At 61.4% G+C, this 16428-nt stretch carries 13 protein-coding genes; 11 read left to right on the forward strand and 2 right to left on the reverse strand.

All coding sequences use genetic code 11. The features are described 5' to 3' along the window. Window position 1 precedes the first annotated feature (1 nt). The gene (fdhF, locus tag D0Y96_RS05830) at window positions 2-3061 is read right to left on the reverse strand and encodes a formate dehydrogenase subunit alpha (RefSeq protein WP_434090770.1); all 3060 of its coding nucleotides are present in this window, start codon (window positions 3059-3061) and stop codon (window positions 2-4) included. Between the two features lie 162 nt (window positions 3062-3223). Between fdhF and D0Y96_RS05835 the strand changes: the two genes are divergently transcribed. Then, entirely contained in the window at window positions 3224-4246 is a 1023-nt protein-coding gene (locus D0Y96_RS05835; RefSeq protein ID WP_117298399.1) for a UDP-N-acetylmuramate dehydrogenase, read from the forward strand. Between the two features lie 150 nt (window positions 4247-4396). Further along, on the forward strand, window positions 4397-5551 hold the full coding sequence (locus D0Y96_RS05840) for a tetratricopeptide repeat protein (RefSeq protein ID WP_117298400.1): 1155 nt from the start codon (window positions 4397-4399) through the stop codon (window positions 5549-5551). Window positions 5552-5642: 91 nt separating this feature from the next. On the opposite strand, the gene D0Y96_RS05845 is transcribed toward D0Y96_RS05840, so the two are convergent. Continuing rightward, window positions 5643-5867, reverse strand: coding sequence for a DUF3311 domain-containing protein (locus D0Y96_RS05845; protein WP_117298401.1), 225 nt, complete (start codon window positions 5865-5867; stop codon window positions 5643-5645). A gap of 388 nt (window positions 5868-6255) precedes the next feature. Here D0Y96_RS05845 and D0Y96_RS05850 point away from each other — a divergent pair, with 388 nt between their 5' ends. From D0Y96_RS05850 to nuoD, 9 genes are all read left to right on the forward strand, one after another. Further along, a complete protein-coding gene (locus D0Y96_RS05850; protein WP_117298402.1) occupies window positions 6256-7782 on the forward strand; it encodes a sensor domain-containing diguanylate cyclase in 1527 nt (508 codons plus the stop codon). 278 nt (window positions 7783-8060) lie between these two features. After that, the gene (locus D0Y96_RS05855) at window positions 8061-9857 is read left to right on the forward strand and encodes an amidase (RefSeq protein ID WP_117298403.1); all 1797 of its coding nucleotides are present in this window, start codon (window positions 8061-8063) and stop codon (window positions 9855-9857) included. A gap of 126 nt (window positions 9858-9983) precedes the next feature. After that, complete coding sequence (gene aroA / locus D0Y96_RS05860) at window positions 9984-11285, forward strand: 3-phosphoshikimate 1-carboxyvinyltransferase (RefSeq protein ID WP_117298404.1); 1302 nt, start codon at window positions 9984-9986, stop codon at window positions 11283-11285. A 102-nt stretch (window positions 11286-11387) separates the two neighbouring features. Continuing rightward, on the forward strand, window positions 11388-12263 hold the full coding sequence (gene htpX, locus D0Y96_RS05865) for a zinc metalloprotease HtpX (RefSeq protein WP_117298405.1): 876 nt from the start codon (window positions 11388-11390) through the stop codon (window positions 12261-12263). Window positions 12264-12317: 54 nt separating this feature from the next. Further along, window positions 12318-12824, forward strand: coding sequence for a hypothetical protein (locus D0Y96_RS05870; protein ID WP_117298406.1), 507 nt, complete (start codon window positions 12318-12320; stop codon window positions 12822-12824). A gap of 40 nt (window positions 12825-12864) precedes the next feature. Beyond that, entirely contained in the window at window positions 12865-13932 is a 1068-nt protein-coding gene (locus D0Y96_RS05875; protein WP_117298407.1) for a cobalamin-independent methionine synthase II family protein, read from the forward strand. Window positions 13933-14252: 320 nt separating this feature from the next. Then, window positions 14253-14660: an NADH-quinone oxidoreductase subunit A gene (locus tag D0Y96_RS05880; protein ID WP_117298408.1), complete on the forward strand. Its 408-nt coding sequence runs from the start codon at window positions 14253-14255 to the stop codon at window positions 14658-14660. 8 nt (window positions 14661-14668) lie between these two features. Next, complete coding sequence (locus tag D0Y96_RS05885) at window positions 14669-15163, forward strand: NADH-quinone oxidoreductase subunit C (protein ID WP_117298409.1); 495 nt, start codon at window positions 14669-14671, stop codon at window positions 15161-15163. Next, window positions 15163-16395, forward strand: coding sequence for an NADH dehydrogenase (quinone) subunit D (nuoD, locus tag D0Y96_RS05890; protein ID WP_117298410.1), 1233 nt, complete (start codon window positions 15163-15165; stop codon window positions 16393-16395). Before D0Y96_RS05885 ends, nuoD begins: the two co-directional genes overlap by 1 nt. Window positions 16396-16428: the final 33 nt, after the last annotated feature.

Genomic DNA, 16428 nt, shown 5'->3' on the forward strand with positions numbered 1-16428 from the left:
TTCACTTCGTCTGAATCTGTACCAGACCGCTCCCCGCTCCCTCGCCCGGCATCGTGTAATCGCTGCGCTTCCACTTCCGCTCTACTTCCACACCGCGCTGCGGAGTCGGCGTGCCGTTGCGAAAATTCAGTCGCGGCAGCGGACTCTTTCCCTTCAGCGGCAGCACCGTCATCTTCACCGGCGTCTCCTTATATGCGGGAGTATGCGTCGCCCGATCCGTGTAGCTGCCCGTCAGCAGATTCACCGGATGCTCCTTCGAGTTCAGCGGCAGATAAAGCTGCTTCCCGCTCACCCGGTCCGTCACCAGAACCTGCATCCTCAACTGCCCGTACCGCGATCCCAGATCCACCCACTGACCGGTCACCAGGCTCTGCTCCTTCGCCAATTCCGGAGACACCTCCACAAAGCACTCCGGCGTCTCCGCATGAATGCCCGGCACGCGATACGTCATGTTGCCTTCGTGAAAGTGCTCCAGCAGCCGGCCATTGTTCAGGTGCAGATCGTACTCATCGCCCTCCGTCTCGCACGGCGCAATCCACTCCATCGGATACAGCTTCGCCCTGCCGTCCTGCATGTGGAATTCCTTCGTGTACAGCAGCGGGCTGTCGGTTCCATCCACCGCCACCGGCCACTGCAGCGTCTTGTATCCCGCCAGCCTGTCATACGTCACGCCCGCAAACATCGGAGCCAGACCCGCCGACTCGTGCATCACATCCGCCGGATGCGAGTAGTTCCACTTCGCGCCCAGCCGGTTCGCAACCTCCTGAATGATCCTCCAGTCCGGCCTGCTCTCTCCCAGCGGCTCCATCACCTCGTACAGCCGCTGAAACCGCCGCTCCGTGCTGGTGAAGGTTCCCTCTTTCTCCAGGCTCGGACTCGCCGGCAGCACAATGTCCGCATAACGGCACGTCTCGCTGAAGAAAATATCCTGCACCACAAAAAACTCCAGCCGCTCGAATCCGCCGCCGACATAATTCGCGTTCGCATCCGCATTCAGCATGTCTTCGCCGATCAGATACATCGCCTTCAGCCTGCCTTCGTAGATCGCGTCCACCATCTCGTGGTTGTCGAGACCCTTTGCCGTCGGAATCTTCACGCCCCAGCCCTGCTCGTAGCGCTCTCTGGCCTCGTCATCGGCGATCTTGTCGTATCCCGGAAAATACGCCGGCATCGAGCCGAAGTCGCTCGCTCCCTGTACATTGTTGTGTCCGCGCAGAGGATACGCGCCCGTCCCCGGCCGCATATAGTTGCCCGTCACCAGCAGCAGGTTTGAGATCGCCGTCGACGTGTCCGACCCGCCGCAGTGCTGCGTCACGCCCATCGCCCACAGAATGCACATGCTCTCCGTCGCGGCCACCTCATGCGCAATCTTCTCGAGCGTCTCCAGCGGCACCTTGCAGATCTTCGCGGCGTACTCCATCGTGAACGGCTCCAGCGATTTCCTGTACTCCTCCACGCCGTTCACCCACTGCGATAAAAACTCCGTCTTCGCGTGCCCGTTGTCGAACATCCACCGCGACAGCGCCGACAGCCACACAATGTCCGTCCCCGGAGACGGCCGGAAGAAGATATCCGCGCGCCTCGCCATCTCATGCTCGCGCAAATCCGCCACAATCAGCTTCTGCCCATGCAGCTTGTGCGCCCGCTTCACCCGCGTCGCCAGCACCGGATGCGCCTCCGCCGTATTGCTGCCCACAATCATCACCAGCCCCGACTGCGCAATATCGCTGATCGATCCCGAATCGCCGCCGTAGCCCACCGTGCGAAACAGCCCCTGCGTCGCCGGCGACTGGCAGTACCGCGAGCAGTTGTCGATGTTGTTCGTGCCCACCACCGCTCGCGCCAGCTTCTGCATCAGGTAGCTCTCTTCATTCGTGCACTTCGACGAAGAGATCAGCCCGATCGCGTCCGGCCCGTGCTCCGCTTTGATCTGCGTCAGCCGCTGCGCCATCAGCGTCAGCGCCTCGTCCCAGCTCGCCTCGCGAAAGCGATCGCCCTCCGCGCTGCGCTCGCGAATCAGCGGCTTCCTCAGCCTGTCCTCGCTGTTCACGTAATCCCATCCAAACTTGCCCTTCACGCAGGTCGAAATATTATTCGCCGCGCCCTCGCCCGGTTCCACCTTCAGAATGTGCCGGTCGCCGCCCTTGCCGCCCGTCCACACGTCGAAGCTGCAGCCCACGCCGCAGTACGTGCACACCGTCTTCGTCCGCTTCACGCGCTCCTCGCGCATCGCCGCTTCCGTCTCCGAGACCTGCAGAATCGGCCCGTAGCCAATCTCCGGCTCAACCGCCTTCACCACATCGATCATGCCGTCCAGCGCACTCTTCGGCAGCGCCGTAAAGTAGCCCGCGTGGCCGATCATCGACTTCTCCATCAGCGCATTGCACGGACACACCGTCACGCAGTGCCCGCACGACACGCAGCTCGACCCGCCAATCTCCGTCCCTCCATCCCACAGCACCCGCGGATGCTCATCCTCCCAGCGAATCGAGAGCGTCTCGTTCACCTGCACGTTCTGGCACGCCTCCACGCACCGCCCGCACAAAATGCACTGGTCCGGATCGTAGCGATAAAAAGGATTCGAAAGATCCTGCTCATACGGCTTCGGCTTATATGGATACTTCTGGTGCTCAACGTCCAGCAGCGCCGTCGTGTTGTGCACCGTGCAGTTGCCGTTGTTGTTGTCACAGACCGTGCAGTACAGCATGTGGTTGCGCAGAATCCGGTCGAACGCCTCCTTCTGCGCATTCTGCGCCCTCGCCGACTCCGTCACCACCGTCATCCCCGCGACCACGCTCGCGCCGCACGCCCGCGCCAGCTTTCCGTTTGTCTCCACCATGCAGGTGTCGCAGGTCTGGATCGGCCCCAGCCGCGGGTGGTAACACACCTGCGGCACGCGCGGTTCGCCCACCACGCGGTTCAGCGCATCGATCAGCCGCTCGCCCTCCACGGCCCGCACCGTCGATCCGTTGACGTGAATCTCACACAGTGTCGACAGATCGGCCGGCAGGGTGTCGGCCGGCTCCGGCATGGTATGCATTGCGTCCGTTCCGTGATTCATAATGTCCCCTTCGATGCGCAAACAGAAATCTCCCGGCTCTCCTGGTTGGATGCTTCGCTTTCCGCTCCGGCACCCTCCTGGTCACAGGAGTAACCAGAGAGTGATTCTAATCCGATGCGCAATCCATCATGCAGCGCCCATCCTGGTTTACCTTCTATCCAGATGCAGCCGCGAAATAATGTGCCCCTCGCTCCCCTGACTACCATCGGCATCGGTGGTACCGCCCGCTGGTTTGCCGAAGCCGACAGCGAAGACTCCATCATCCAGGCCCTTCGCTTCGCCCACGACCGCCAGCTTCCGCTCTTCGTTCTGGGGGGAGGCAGCAACGTCCTTATCTCCGACGACGGATTTCCCGGCCTCGTCCTCCACATGACCCTTCAGGGCATCACGCAGCAGGACGATCTCTTCCAGGTCGCCGCCGGAGATATCTGGGACAACTTCGTTTCGTTTGCCGTCGAGCGCGGCTTCGCCGGTATCGAATGTCTCGCCGGAATCCCCGGCACCGTCGGCGGCACGCCCATACAGAACGTCGGCGCCTATGGCCAGGAGGTCTCCGAAACCATCGCCGCCGTGCGTGTGCTCGACCTCACTACCGCCGCCTTCATCGATCTGCCGGCCTCTGCCTGTTCCTTCTCCTATCGCAGAAGCATCTTCAACTCCACTGAGAGCGGCCGCTACATCGTCACCCGCGTCGACTACCGCCTTCGCCCCGGAGGCGCGCCGACACTCTCTTATGCTGACCTGAAGAACCGCTTTGAGAAGCACCCCGGCCAGCCCTCGCTCGCCGAAGTCAGCGCCGCCGTGCGCGAGATACGCCGCGCCAAGGGCATGCTCATCGTTCCCGGCGAGCCCGACAGCCACAGCGTGGGCAGCTTCTTCCGCAATCCCGTCATCACCGAGAATCACTACGCCCGCCTCGCCGCTCAGTTTCCCATCCCCGTGCCGCGTTACCCGGCAGGCCCCGGCAAGGTCAAGCTTCCGGCCGCCTGGCTGGTCGAGCATGCCGGCTTCAGCAAGGGCTATGTGCTGGGCAAAGCCGGCATCTCCAGCCGCCACACCCTCGCTCTTATCAATCGCGGCGGTGCCACCGCCCGCGAGATCATCGTCCTCCGCGACCGCATCGCATCGGCCGTCGAGCATCAGTACGGCATCCGGCTTGTGCCCGAGCCGGTCTGGATCTACTGACGGCGCCCCTCCGTTCTTCAAAAAACATTACAGATATCCGGAAAATGCCTTAAGCTTTTCTCGGATGGCGAAAACGCCGGCACCCCCGGCGTTTCTGTCTGTATATGCTGCTCCCTCCGGCATAAACCAGATTCTGAAGGGACGACATCTGTGGCAACCGTATCTGAAGCGAAGAAGCCCTGCATTGCCTGCCGGGAGCTGATTCCTGCCGACGCGACAGTCTGTTCGCACTGCCATCAGTCTCAGGTCCGCGAAAAGCCGGACCGCCTCAAACGCATCATGACGTGGGTGGGCGCAGCCAGCGCCGTCATCGCGCTCGGCGCCAGCATCCTCGGCGGGGTTCGCTGGCTGAACGATCGCCACAACCGTCGGCAGGAGTTCAAAACACAGTTCGCCATCGCCGAAAGCCAGCTCCAGCGCGGCGAATACGAGGAGTCCATTCACTCCGCGCAGGAGATTCTCAAGGCCGATCCGCAGAACAACCGGGCTCTCGACGATCAGCTCAACGCCGCCATGCTCTGGGTCGAAAACTTTCAGGTCCTCGGCGACGATACCCACCAGACCTCTGCTCTCGCCGCCGCAAAGCTCGACGAGATCCTCCCCATCCTCGATGCCGGACTCGCCCGCAACCATGCCGACCGCTCCGCCGACGTGCTCGCCCACATCGGGTGGGCCCACTGGCTCAACTGGCACATCGCGCAGCGGGAGTACGGCTCTGTCGCGCAGCAGAACCTGCAGTCGGCGCTGGCCATCGACGAATCCAATGTCTACGCCAACGCCATGCTGGCCAACGTCATGCTGCAGACCGGCGGCAGCTTTCACGAGGCCATCGAACACTTCAGCACCGCCGTCAATACAGGAAAGGCCCGGCCCCTCGTGCGCCGCATGCAGCTCGGCGGTCTTATCTATAACGAGACCCCCGGCGCGCGCGCCGAGCTCTTCCGCGCCGCCGACGACATGAGAAAGCACGGCGAGCCCATCGATCACGACCAGGCGCATCGCATCCTCACCTTTGCCTGCAACCCAGCCATGAATCAGCAGACCGAGCTCGAAGAAACGCTCTCCGCCGTCTCCGCCGAGGACGCATGGGCCACCTGGCAATGGCTCGCGCAGTCTCAGGGTGCCAATCCTCCCTCAGGACCGGAAGGAGAGTTCATTCAGGCGGAAATCCTCGAGATCTCGGAGAAAAATGCCGACGCCATCGAGAAATACCGCAGCCTGCAGCGCCAGCTCAGGGGCAGCCAGTCGGCATTGATCTCGCGCGTCGACGAGGCCATCCGCCGCCTCTCGCAGGTCAGCCAGTAATTTCAGGTCAATAAGAGTGGAATTCGAGCGGAATCGCAGAAAAGCAACACCGGCTCATCATGAAACGCCTGCCCGCGGGGGCAGAGCCGCCTTACACGTCCTCTTTCACTACCAGATACACCACCGCGGTGATCAGCCCCGTCACCAGAATCCAACCCATCTGGTACCAGTAGAAAAACGGAAAGCCGAAGAGCTCCGGCGTCTGCCGCGCATACACGCCGGGAAACATCAGCGCCAGCAGCGGAACGAAGAGCAGCCAGTTCCATCCGGAGCGGGTTTTGCGCGCAGGCGGCGTTTTCGGATCAGGATCGGCCATCAGCGCGATTGTAAAACACCCGTACAGGCAGAAGCCTGTAAACTTCTACCCGCCACAGCCCGAATGCCCGGGTGCCCCATAGCCTGCCCTGAGCGCAGCCGAAAGGTCCGGATCTTCGGACACATGGGATCACCCACACTTAAACTTTGTCATCCTGAGCGAAGCACGCACTCATTGCCGTCGCGAGGAAATTGTTCCACGCCACATACGGGATATTCCGAAGCGGTCTGAGGTATGAGGGGACAAAGCTGTTTCCACGGATCAACGTGCCCTGAAGCTGCGCCACAGCGGCCCATTGCCTCACCTCTGTGTTAGTGTGATGATCGTTCATTCTGGATTGGATTGAGAACGAAGCCTGGAGTAGCCATAGTTGGGGTGAGGAGGGTTGATGGCTCCCGATCATGCAGGCACATTGCATACACAAATAACCGAGAAAATGCAGAAACCAGGGTTCACAAGATCCGAAATACTGCAACTCCTTCTATTAGGTGTGTTTTATGTAGCGGCAGTCGTGGAAGCGATGATCCTGGGCCATTCCAGAGCCAATGCTGATGTCATCTGGCCCGCGAATGGCATTCTGCTTGGGATGATGTTGCGTGCACCAAAGAGAATGTGGGGACTTTACCTGCTGGAGGTCTCGATTCTCAACTATCTGATGGACATCTTTTTTCACTTTCCCCTGGCAGTCGACACGGGATGGGTGCTCGGAACCATCATTGAAATGACCTTAGCGATACTTTTTCTGCAAGCGCATAAATCCAAAAATATTGACCTGATGCAGGTCAGGAACTTCCTCTGGTTTTTCATCGGCGCAGCAGTAATAGCACCCATATCTCGTCCGTTGGTCATCGGAGTTGTCCATTTAATTTTCATTCATTCGCTTTTCTCGGACACGCTCATCTATATGCGGGATCTCTATATCGGCGATGTTCTCGGCATCGCCATTATGACCCCTCTGGTGTTGCTTATAGAGCCTGCGGAGTTAAAGCGTTTCTTTGTGAGACGGCGATGGATCGAAAGCTTTGCCTTATTGGGAGGCTTTGTGGCGCTTTCACTGTATATCTTTATGCAGAACGAGGCACCCATCACGTTCCTGATATTTCCTGTTCTTCTCCTTATGCTCTTTCGTCTGGGAACATCGGTGGCTGCGATCGCAGTTGTACTCCTGGCGATTCCCGCAGCGTATCTTACCTCCTATGAACATGGCCCCTTTTCGCTGTTTCATTCTGGGCACGTGGTCCACGGCGTTCTCCTGCTACAGCTTTTTCTTATTGTTTTAGTCGTGACCATATATGCCGTGGGCGCCACCCTGAGAGAACGAGAGAAACTCCAACAGTTTCTACAGGATTCTTATCGCGAAATGGAGAAGCTGGCGGAAACAGATTTCCTCAGTCAACTGCCGAATCGCAGAACGGTTGAGGGACGTTTGCGACAGGAGTGGTCGATTGCTTTTCGACAGAGAGATCCACTATCGCTGCTGATGATCGATCTCGACCATTTCAAGTCCTACAACGATGAATTTGGACATCCGGCAGGGGATGCACTTATCGCTCTTGTCGCTGCTCTTTTACAACAATCACTGGAACGTCCGCGAGATTTTGCAGGACGATATGGCGGCGAAGAGTTCATAGTTCTTCTGCCCTATACTCCTTCTCAGGGAGCGGCGCATGTCGGCGAGAGAATCAGAGCGGCGGTAGAAACGCTTAGACTCCCGGAAACTAAGCGACCTGTCTCTGTGAGCATCGGAGCAGCGACAGCTTACCCGTCCATCGACGGCACGATCGAGGAACTCATTCAATGTGCCGATACCATGCTTTACGAAGCAAAAACATCTGGAAGAAATTGCGTTTGCATCGCTTCAGATCTTTCAGGTCAGCGGAACTCGTTCATGGAAACCTTTAATAAAACCAGGTAGATTTTCGCATCAGCGCGTTGTTGGTTAACAAACGAGGGTATTTCCGGTAGAGCATTCGGTTGACGTCAACAGCCGCTCTGGTCTCACAATCTCACCGCTTTTCCCTCCCCCAAAGAAATATCCCTCTGGACACCCCTAAAGGAAAAAGAGCCTGTAATTTCAGAGAGAAATTTTGCGGAACTTTTTTTGCGAAGCAAAGAGCGAAAAACCACAACTCCGTGGCCACATGTTTTAATTTGTCATCCTGCGGTTTCGCTGTTACGCAAAAAAGGACCACCATGCCAGCCTCGCGCAGAGATTTCCTCGCCACCAGCGCCCTCGGTCTTCTCGGCACCGCCATCGCCGCCGCTCAGACGCCCACACAGTCGCAGCAGCCCGTGCCCGGCACTCCGCCCGCCTTCGGAACCGCTCCCCCCGTCGGCCCGGAAGTCTCCGCGACCACCTTCGCCGAAGCCGAAAAGCTCGTGCAGGTCGAGATGACCCCGCACGACCGCGCCGAAGCCGCCCTCAACTGGCGCATGCAGATGGCTCCGCTCCTCGAGCGCCGCAGCGGCCCGCGCAAAATCGCTCTCGAACCCGGTCTCGCGCCCGCCACCGTCTGGAACGCCGCCCTCCCCGGCATCACTGTTCATCGAGGCAGCAACACCTTCACCCGCAGCGCCGATCCCAACACCCCGCTCCCCTCCACCGACGAGGCCATCGCCTTCTCTTCCGTCGCCCAGCTCTCGCGCTGGATCGAAACCCGCAGGCTCACCTGCGAGCGCCTTACCACCATCTACCTCGACCGCCTCAACCGCTTCAATCCCATGCTGCGCTGTGTCATCACCCTCACCCGCGACCATGCGCTCCAGCGGGCTCGCAACGCCGACGCCGAAATCGCCGCAGGCCATTACCGCGGACCGCTCCACGGCATCCCGTACGGCGTAAAAGACCTGCTCGACACCGCCGGCATCCCCACCACCTGGGGAGCCGAGCCCTTCCGCAACCGCGTCCCCACAGCCGACAGCACCGTCGTCCGCCGCCTCAACGACGCCGGAGCCGTGCTCGTCGCCAAGCTCAGCCTCGGAGCCCTCGCGCTCAACGACATCTGGTTCGGCGGCCAGACCATGAACCCCTGGCTTCTCGAAGAAGGCTCCTCCGGCTCCAGCGCCGGTCCCGGAGCGGCAACCGCCGCGGGCCTCGTCGCCTTCGCCATCGGCAGTGAAACCGGAGGCAGCATCATCGGCCCCTCCATGCGCTGCGGCATCACCGGCCTGCGCCCCACCTACGGCCGCGTCGCGCGCACCGGAGCCATGACCCTCTGCTGGTCCCTCGACAAACTCGGCCCCATGACGCGCCACGTCGAAGACGCCATCCTCGTCCTCAACACCATCTCCGGACCCGACCCCGGCGACGTCGCCTCCGTCCCCTCCACGCTGGCCTTCAACGCAACCGCACCCGTCACCGGCCTGCGCGTCGGATACTTCCCTGCGTGGATGCACGAAGACCCCGCCACGGATGTCGATCGCGCCGCCCTCGAAACCATCCAGCGCATCGGTATGACGCCCGTCGAGCTCACCCTCCCCGACTGGCCGTACGACTCGCTGAACCTCCTCCTCTTCGCCGAAGGCGCCGCCGCGTTTGAAGATCTCACCCTCAGCCACCAGGTCGATCAGCTCAAAATGCAGGTGCCCGACGCCTGGCCCAACGCCTTCCGTCAGGCGCGTTTTCTCTCCGCCGTCGACTTCGTCCAGGCCGACCGCCTCCGCCGCAAAGTCGCCCAGCACATGGCGACCGTCTTCGCCGATGTCGATCTGCTCCTCGTGCCTTCCCTGCGCGACGAGATGCTCGTCATCACCAACAACACCGGTCATCCCTCGCTCACTCTCCGCGCCGGCTTTATCGAAATCACCCAGGCCCGCAGCGACTGGGCGCCCGACCCCGCGCACCCGCTGCCGAAATTCTCCCCACCCCGCCGCGTCCCGCACGGCATCACCCTCATCGGCCGACTCTTCGACGAAGGCACCTTAGCCCAGGCCGGCCTCGCCCTCGAGCACGCCTTCAACGTCGCAGACGAAAACCCTCCCGGCTTCTAGAAGCTTTCATGCAGCACAGTTTTTAGATTTGTCATCCCGGCCGAAGTCAGGGGATAAACCGAGACCGGGCAGAACCGCCGCGAAAGGCGATACGATAGAACTCAAACAGAATCCATCGGAGTCGCCTTGCACGGAACTACGACCGAACGCCTCATTACGCCCGCCCGCGGCATCGGCGGAAGCCTTCGCCTCCCCGGAGACAAAAGCATCTCCCATCGCTACGCCCTGCTTGGCGCCTTCGCTCACGGCACTACAAAGCTGACCAACTACTCCACCGGCGCCGACTGCGCTAACAGCCTCGGCTGCGCCGCGGCCCTCGGCGCAACGGTCACCCGCGGAGAGGGCAGAGCCGTCGAAATCACCGGCACCGGCGGCGCATTTGCGCAGCCCTCCGGTCACCTCGACTGCGGCAACTCCGGCTCGACTATCCGCATGCTCTCCGGCCTGCTCGCCGCGCAGACCGGCATCTTCACCCTTATCGGCGACGCATCGCTCAGCCGCCGTCCCATGGAGCGCATCCGCAAACCGCTCTCGCAGATGGGCGCCGGGATCACGCTCACCGAGGGTCATGCGCCCCTCACCATTCAGGGCGCGCCGCTCACCGCCATCGACTACACCACCCCTGTGCCCAGCGCCCAGGTCAAGACCGCCGTGCTCTTCGCCGGTCTGCAGGCGCCCGGCACCACCACCGTCCGCGAAGCCCTCCGCACCCGCGATCACGGCGAGCTGGCGCTCCGCGCCTTCGGCGCCACCGTCGACCGCACCGCCGACTCCGTCTCCATCGCCGGCGGCCAGCAGCTTCAGGCCATCGAGGCCGCGGTTCCCGGCGACATCTCCTCCGCCGCCTTCTTTCTCTGCGCCGCCGCCCTCTTCCCCGGCTCCAATCTCATCTTCGACGGCCTCGGCCTCAACCCCACCCGCGCCACGCTGCTCGACGTGCTCACCGCGCTCGGAGCCCACATCGGCGTGCTCGATCTGGAAGACAAGGCCAGCGAGCTCATCGGCACCGTCCAGGTCAACGGACCGTTAAACGGCATGACCGGCACCACCATCTCCGGAGCCCTCGCCGCGCAGCTCATCGACGAGCTTCCCGTTCTCGCCGCCATCGCTCCGTACACGCAGCACGGCATCCGCATCCGCGACGCCAAAGAGCTCCGTATCAAGGAGTCTGACCGCATCGCTCTCGTCGCGCAGAACCTTCGCGCCATGGGTGCCGAAGTCGAAGAGTTCGAGGACGGCCTCGACGTGCCCGGCGGCCAGAAGCTGCACGGAGCCGAGATCGACTCCGGCGACGATCACCGCATCGCCATGGCCTTCTCCATCGCCGCTCTGCGCGCCGAGGGAGAGACCGTCATCCACGGCGCCGAATCCGCCTCCGTCTCCTTCCCCGAGTTCTACGATCTGCTGGACAAGATCGCAGAACGCTAGGGAAACAAGCGAGTTACGCGCATCGCCCCGATTCTTATAACGATGCACTCACATTTTATGCGAGAATATTCATGAAGGCCTGCTTCAGGGAGGCGGGCTGACATGAATACTCTCAAGACTGCGTTTCTCCTGACTGCCCTCACCCTGCTGCTGATCTTCATCGGCGGCCACTTCGGCGGTGAGAACGGCATGATCCTCGCCTTCATCTTTGCGGCGGGGATGAACTTCTTCAGCTACTTCTACTCCGACAAGCTGGCGCTCAGCATGTATCGCGCGCAGCCGGTCACGCGCGAGCAGCTGCCCCGCGCGTATCAGGTCGTCGAGCGCATGACACAGCGCATGGGCATCCCCATGCCGAAGATGTACGTCATTCCCACCGACTCGCCCAATGCCTTCGCCACCGGCCGCAATCCGCAGCACGCCTCGGTCGCGGTCACGCACGGCATTCTCAATCTGCTGACCGACGAAGAGCTCGAAGGCGTCCTCGCGCATGAGCTGGGCCACGTCCGCAACCGCGACATCCTCACCAGCTCCATCGCCGCTACCCTCGCCGGAGCCATTACTCTGCTCGCCCGCATGGGCTACTGGGCCTCGCTCTTCGGCGGCTTCGGTGGAGGCGGCCGTGACCGCGAGCGCGGAGGTGGCGGCATCGGCGCGCTGCTCATGCTCTTCCTCGCGCCCGTCGCAGCCATGCTGATCCAGCTCGCCGTTTCGCGCTCCCGCGAATACGAAGCCGACGCCACAGGCGCGCACATCACCGGCAATCCGTACGCTCTTGCCAGCGCGCTCGAAAAGATCGACGCCTACTCGAAGCGCCTGCCGATGGCTGCATCGCCCTCGACCGCGCATCTGTTCATCGTGCAGCCGCTGCTCAGCCGCGGCGACTTCGCCAGCCTCTTCTCCACTCATCCGCCCATCGCCAAACGGATCGAGCGGCTGATCGGACGCCCCAGCCTTTACGGCTCGGTCAACCGGTAAGGCGGCAGCAAGCCTGGGCGGCGGCCATCACGCCGCCGCTATACTGGCAGCACTATGAGAACTGCGATTCGCGCGCTGGTCTGGCTGCTGCTGGTGTTGTGGCTGGGCGGAGTCATGTTCTTCCCCGTCACCGCCTGGGCTGCCTTCAGCACCGTTGCGGACACACACATCGCCGGAACAGTGGTGGCCAAATGCCTGCGCGTTCTTCACTATGAAGGACTCTGCGCCGGAACGCTGATCATTGTTCTGCTGCTCGCCGGATGGCGTGCCCGCGCTTATTCGAAGCTGGTCGCAGCCCCCATCGTTCTCGTTCTGATCATGCTTGGCTTCACAGCGTTTTCGCAGTTTTCCATCATTCCGCGCATGGAGGGTTACCGCATCGCCGCCGGCGGCTCGGTCGACGCGGTTCCGGAAAACAACCCCGACCGCGTGGCCTTCAACCGGCTGCACCACACCTCGGTGCTGGTGGAAGAGGGCGTGATGCTGGCCGGCGTGCTGGCCGTGGCCACGCTCGCTCTGCCCGTCTGCGATCCGCGCCAGCGGCCGTCGGCTGCGCTCTGACCGTTTGCGGTCCGGCGCGCATCCGGCTACACTCCGGCCCATGGCCATCCACACCGAACCGATCGGCAGTATTCCTCGTCCCGCCGCTCTGCTGCAGACCATGCAGTCGTTCGCGGCCGGCATGACCACCCGGGAAGCACTGGATTCCGCCTGCGACGACGTCGTGCGCGACACATTGCAGCGGTTCGAAGAGACCGGCTCGCCCGTCGTTACCGATGGCGAGCAGTGCAAATCGAGCTTCGCCACCTACCCGCTCGACGGCATCGATCATCTGGCGCCCGATGGCGTGATCATTCCCTTCAGCGACGGACACACGCGCCAGCTTCCACGGCTGACACAGGGACCGTTTCATTACGGCCACAAATCCGGTGAATTCGTTCGGCGCGCCAGGCAGTTTACTTCTCTGCCGCTGAAACAGGCCGTCATATCGGCCTCGGCGCTCAGTCTGCTTTATCCGGAAAAGGGTCTTTCCGGCTATCCGCGCGAATCTTTCCTCGAAGACCTGGTACGCGAGGCCGAAGCGGACATTCGCTCCGCCTTCGATGCCGGAGCCGATATCGTTCAGATCGACTTCACCGAAGGGCGGCTCTCGCTGAAGCTTGACCCCTCCGGCGGCCTGCTGCGCCAGTTCGTCGCGCTGAATAACCGCGTGCTGGAGCACTTTACCCCCGAAGAGCGCAGGAAAATCGGCGTGCATGTCTGCCAGGGCAGCGACCGCGATGCCACGCACTCCGCCGATGTGGACTACACGGCACTTCTGCCCGATCTCTTCGAGATGAAAGTCGGAAGGTTTTACCTCCAGATGGCGAGCGAGCCCGACCGCAGACCGCTTCTGCGGCTGATCAGCCAGCTGGCCGGCAGACAGCACAAGATCTTCATCGGCGTCATCGATCCGATCTCTCCCATCGTGGAAAAGCCGCAGCAGGTGCGTGATCGCGTGATCGAGGCAGCCTTCTTTCTGCCTCCGGAATGGCAGCTGGGCACGACCGACGACTGCGGCTTTTCGCCCTTCGCCGATGACGTCTCCACTGCGCGTGAAATCGCCTTCGCCAAAATCGCGGCCCGGGTCAAAGGCACTGCGCTGGCGGCGGAACAACTGGGCGTGTAAGCGGCGAGATTGCTGAGTCCCAGGCCTTGACGCTCCAAAGAAACCTTCGCTGAGAACTGATATACAAAGCCTGAAGAAGACCATTCGCTTTTTGCATTTACCGGCGGCGTGGTCACAGCAAACCAGGCGCCGTAATCCGTCACGACAGCGATGAGTCCGCGCACCATAAATGAAAATCACGGCGGAAAACCAGGCGCAGCATGTGCTTTACGAATGCTGAAATCCCGTGTTACTGCGCAGTAACTTGACTCTTGACAGTCACAGACTTAGAGTCGAAATGGAGGTTATGTGCGGTTGCCTCCGGAGAGTGCCTGAGCACCATGCAGACCCATCCTTATACATGGAATTACATTCCCCTGCTGATACAGATTCTGGTCGCAGTGGGCATGGCGTGCTCGATGACGACCTTTTCCTGGTTCATCGGGCGCCATCGCAATACCAAAGCCAAGCTGGAAGCGTATGAGTGCGGCATCCCCGCCGAGGGTGATGCGCGCGGACGATTTTCGGTCCGCTTCTACATGGTGGCGATGCTGTTCATTCTCTTCGACGTCGAAGCGGTCTTCATGATTCCCTGGGCGGTGATCTATCGCCAGCTGCCGCACATCACGGGCTCACCTCTTTTCGGTTTCTGGGAGATGCTGGTGTACCTGGGCTTCGTCGTGGTCGGCGTCTTCTACGTATGGAAGAAGGGCATTCTCGACTGGGCCACAGACAAGGCGGATATCTAAGGGCAAATATGGCAGACGCGCTGCATGGTAAAGACGCAGTTTTTGAAGCACACGCGCAGAACACGGCCATCGCCGCACTGCGCGCAGCCCATCCCGAAGCGGTTACCGACGCAAAATTCGATCGCGATGAGCTGACGCTGATCGTGGACAGCGGCCTGATCCGCACCGTTTGCCGCACCCTGCAGCTGGCCGGATACAACTTTCTCGAAGATGTGACCTGCGTGGACTGGTATCCTCTCGAGCCTCGTTTTCAGGTGACCTATCATATTCTTTCGCATCGCCTGAAGGAGCGGGTGCGGCTGCATGTGCGCGTCGGCAGCGACGATCCTTCGGTGGACAGCATTACCAGCATCTGGCCTTCGGCCAATTACTACGAGCGCGAAGTGTGGGATCTCTTCGGAGTGCGTTTTCACGGCCATCCGTGGCTGCGGCGTATCATGATGCCGGAAGAATGGGAAGGCCACCCGCTGCGCAAGGATTATCCGGTGGAGGGCTACCGCTGATGGGAAATCTGCCTGAGTTTGTCGCCACGTCGACGCTGATTACGCCGCGTCCGGAGGAAGGCTCAAAGGACCGCACGATGGTCCTGAACATGGGGCCGCAGCACCCGTCCACCCACGGCGTGCTGCGTCTGGTCATCGAGATCGATGGCGAGACGGTCATCCGGGTCGTTCCTGATATCGGTTATCTGCATACAGGCATCGAGAAGACCTGCGAGGCGAAGTTCTATCAGCAGGTGGTTCCGATGACGGACCGGATCGACTATCTGTGTCCGATGACCAATAACCTGGCGTACTGTCTGGCCGTCGAGAAGCTGCTGCAGCTGGAAATTCCCGACCGGGCGCAGTGGATGCGCGTGCTGCTGAATGAGCTGACGCGGCTGAATTCGCACCTGGTATGGCTGGGCACGCACGCGATGGATATCGGCGCGCTGACGGTTTTTCTCTATACCTTCCGCGAGCGCGAAGAGATTCTGCGCATCTTCGAAAACATCTCCGGTCAGCGCATGATGACGTCTTATTTCCGCGTGGGCGGACTGGCGCTGGAGTCGACGCTGGATTTCTTTGACCGCGTGCAGGCGCTGGTCAAAATCCTGCCTGAGAAGATCGACGAATACGAAAACCTGCTGACCGGCAATCCGATCTTCTTCAACCGCCTCAAGGGCGTGGGACACCTGAGCGCCGAGGATGCGATTGCGCTGGGCGTGACCGGACCGCCGCTGCGCGCCTCGGGCGTGGACTGGGATCTTCGCCGCGACATGCCCTACTCGGGCTACGACAAGTTCAAATTCAATGTGCCGGTCTCGAATGACTGCGATGTGTGGGCGCGATATATCGTCCGCATCCAGGAGATGCGCGAGTCGGTGAAGATCTGCCAGCAGGCGCTGGACGGCATGCCGGAGGGCGACATCAAGGCGAATGCGCCGAAGGTGGTGCTGCCGGACCGCGAAAAGATGAAGACCCAGATGGAATCGCTGATCTATCACTTCAAGATCGTGACCGAAGGGTTTCAGGTGCCGGCGGGCGAGGTCTATCAGGGCGTCGAATCGCCGCGCGGCGAGATGGGCTACTACGTAGTCAGCGATGGCACGGCCAAGCCGTACCGCGTGCACATGCGCAACCCTTCGTTTGCCACGCTGCAGGCGCTGGAGACGATGTGCAAAGGCAAGCTGATCGCGGACGTGGTCGCGGTGATCGGGTCGATCGATATCGTCCTGGGTGAGATCGACCGATGAGCACTGGCCGCACGGGCGGACCCGCCTTCGGCG

This window comes from Paracidobacterium acidisoli (assembly GCF_003428625.2).
GTDB lineage: Bacteria > Acidobacteriota > Terriglobia > Terriglobales > Acidobacteriaceae > Paracidobacterium > Paracidobacterium acidisoli.

Coding starts and splice junctions, on each gene's coding strand:
- D0Y96_RS05875 (WP_117298407.1), top strand. CDS start 12,865: ATGGCCATCCACACCGAACCGATCGGCAGTATTCCTCGTCCCGCCGCT.
- D0Y96_RS05880 (WP_117298408.1), top strand. CDS start 14,253: ATGCAGACCCATCCTTATACATGGAATTACATTCCCCTGCTGATACAG.
- D0Y96_RS05845 (WP_117298401.1), bottom strand. CDS start 5,867: ATGGCCGATCCTGATCCGAAAACGCCGCCTGCGCGCAAAACCCGCTCC.
- D0Y96_RS05850 (WP_117298402.1), top strand. CDS start 6,256: ATGGCTCCCGATCATGCAGGCACATTGCATACACAAATAACCGAGAAA.
- D0Y96_RS05870 (WP_117298406.1), top strand. CDS start 12,318: ATGAGAACTGCGATTCGCGCGCTGGTCTGGCTGCTGCTGGTGTTGTGG.
- htpX (WP_117298405.1), top strand. CDS start 11,388: ATGAATACTCTCAAGACTGCGTTTCTCCTGACTGCCCTCACCCTGCTG.
- D0Y96_RS05835 (WP_117298399.1), top strand. CDS start 3,224: ATGCAGCCGCGAAATAATGTGCCCCTCGCTCCCCTGACTACCATCGGC.
- D0Y96_RS05885 (WP_117298409.1), top strand. CDS start 14,669: ATGGCAGACGCGCTGCATGGTAAAGACGCAGTTTTTGAAGCACACGCG.
- D0Y96_RS05855 (WP_117298403.1), top strand. CDS start 8,061: ATGCCAGCCTCGCGCAGAGATTTCCTCGCCACCAGCGCCCTCGGTCTT.
- nuoD (WP_117298410.1), top strand. CDS start 15,163: ATGGGAAATCTGCCTGAGTTTGTCGCCACGTCGACGCTGATTACGCCG.
- fdhF (WP_434090770.1), bottom strand. CDS start 3,061: ATGAATCACGGAACGGACGCAATGCATACCATGCCGGAGCCGGCCGAC.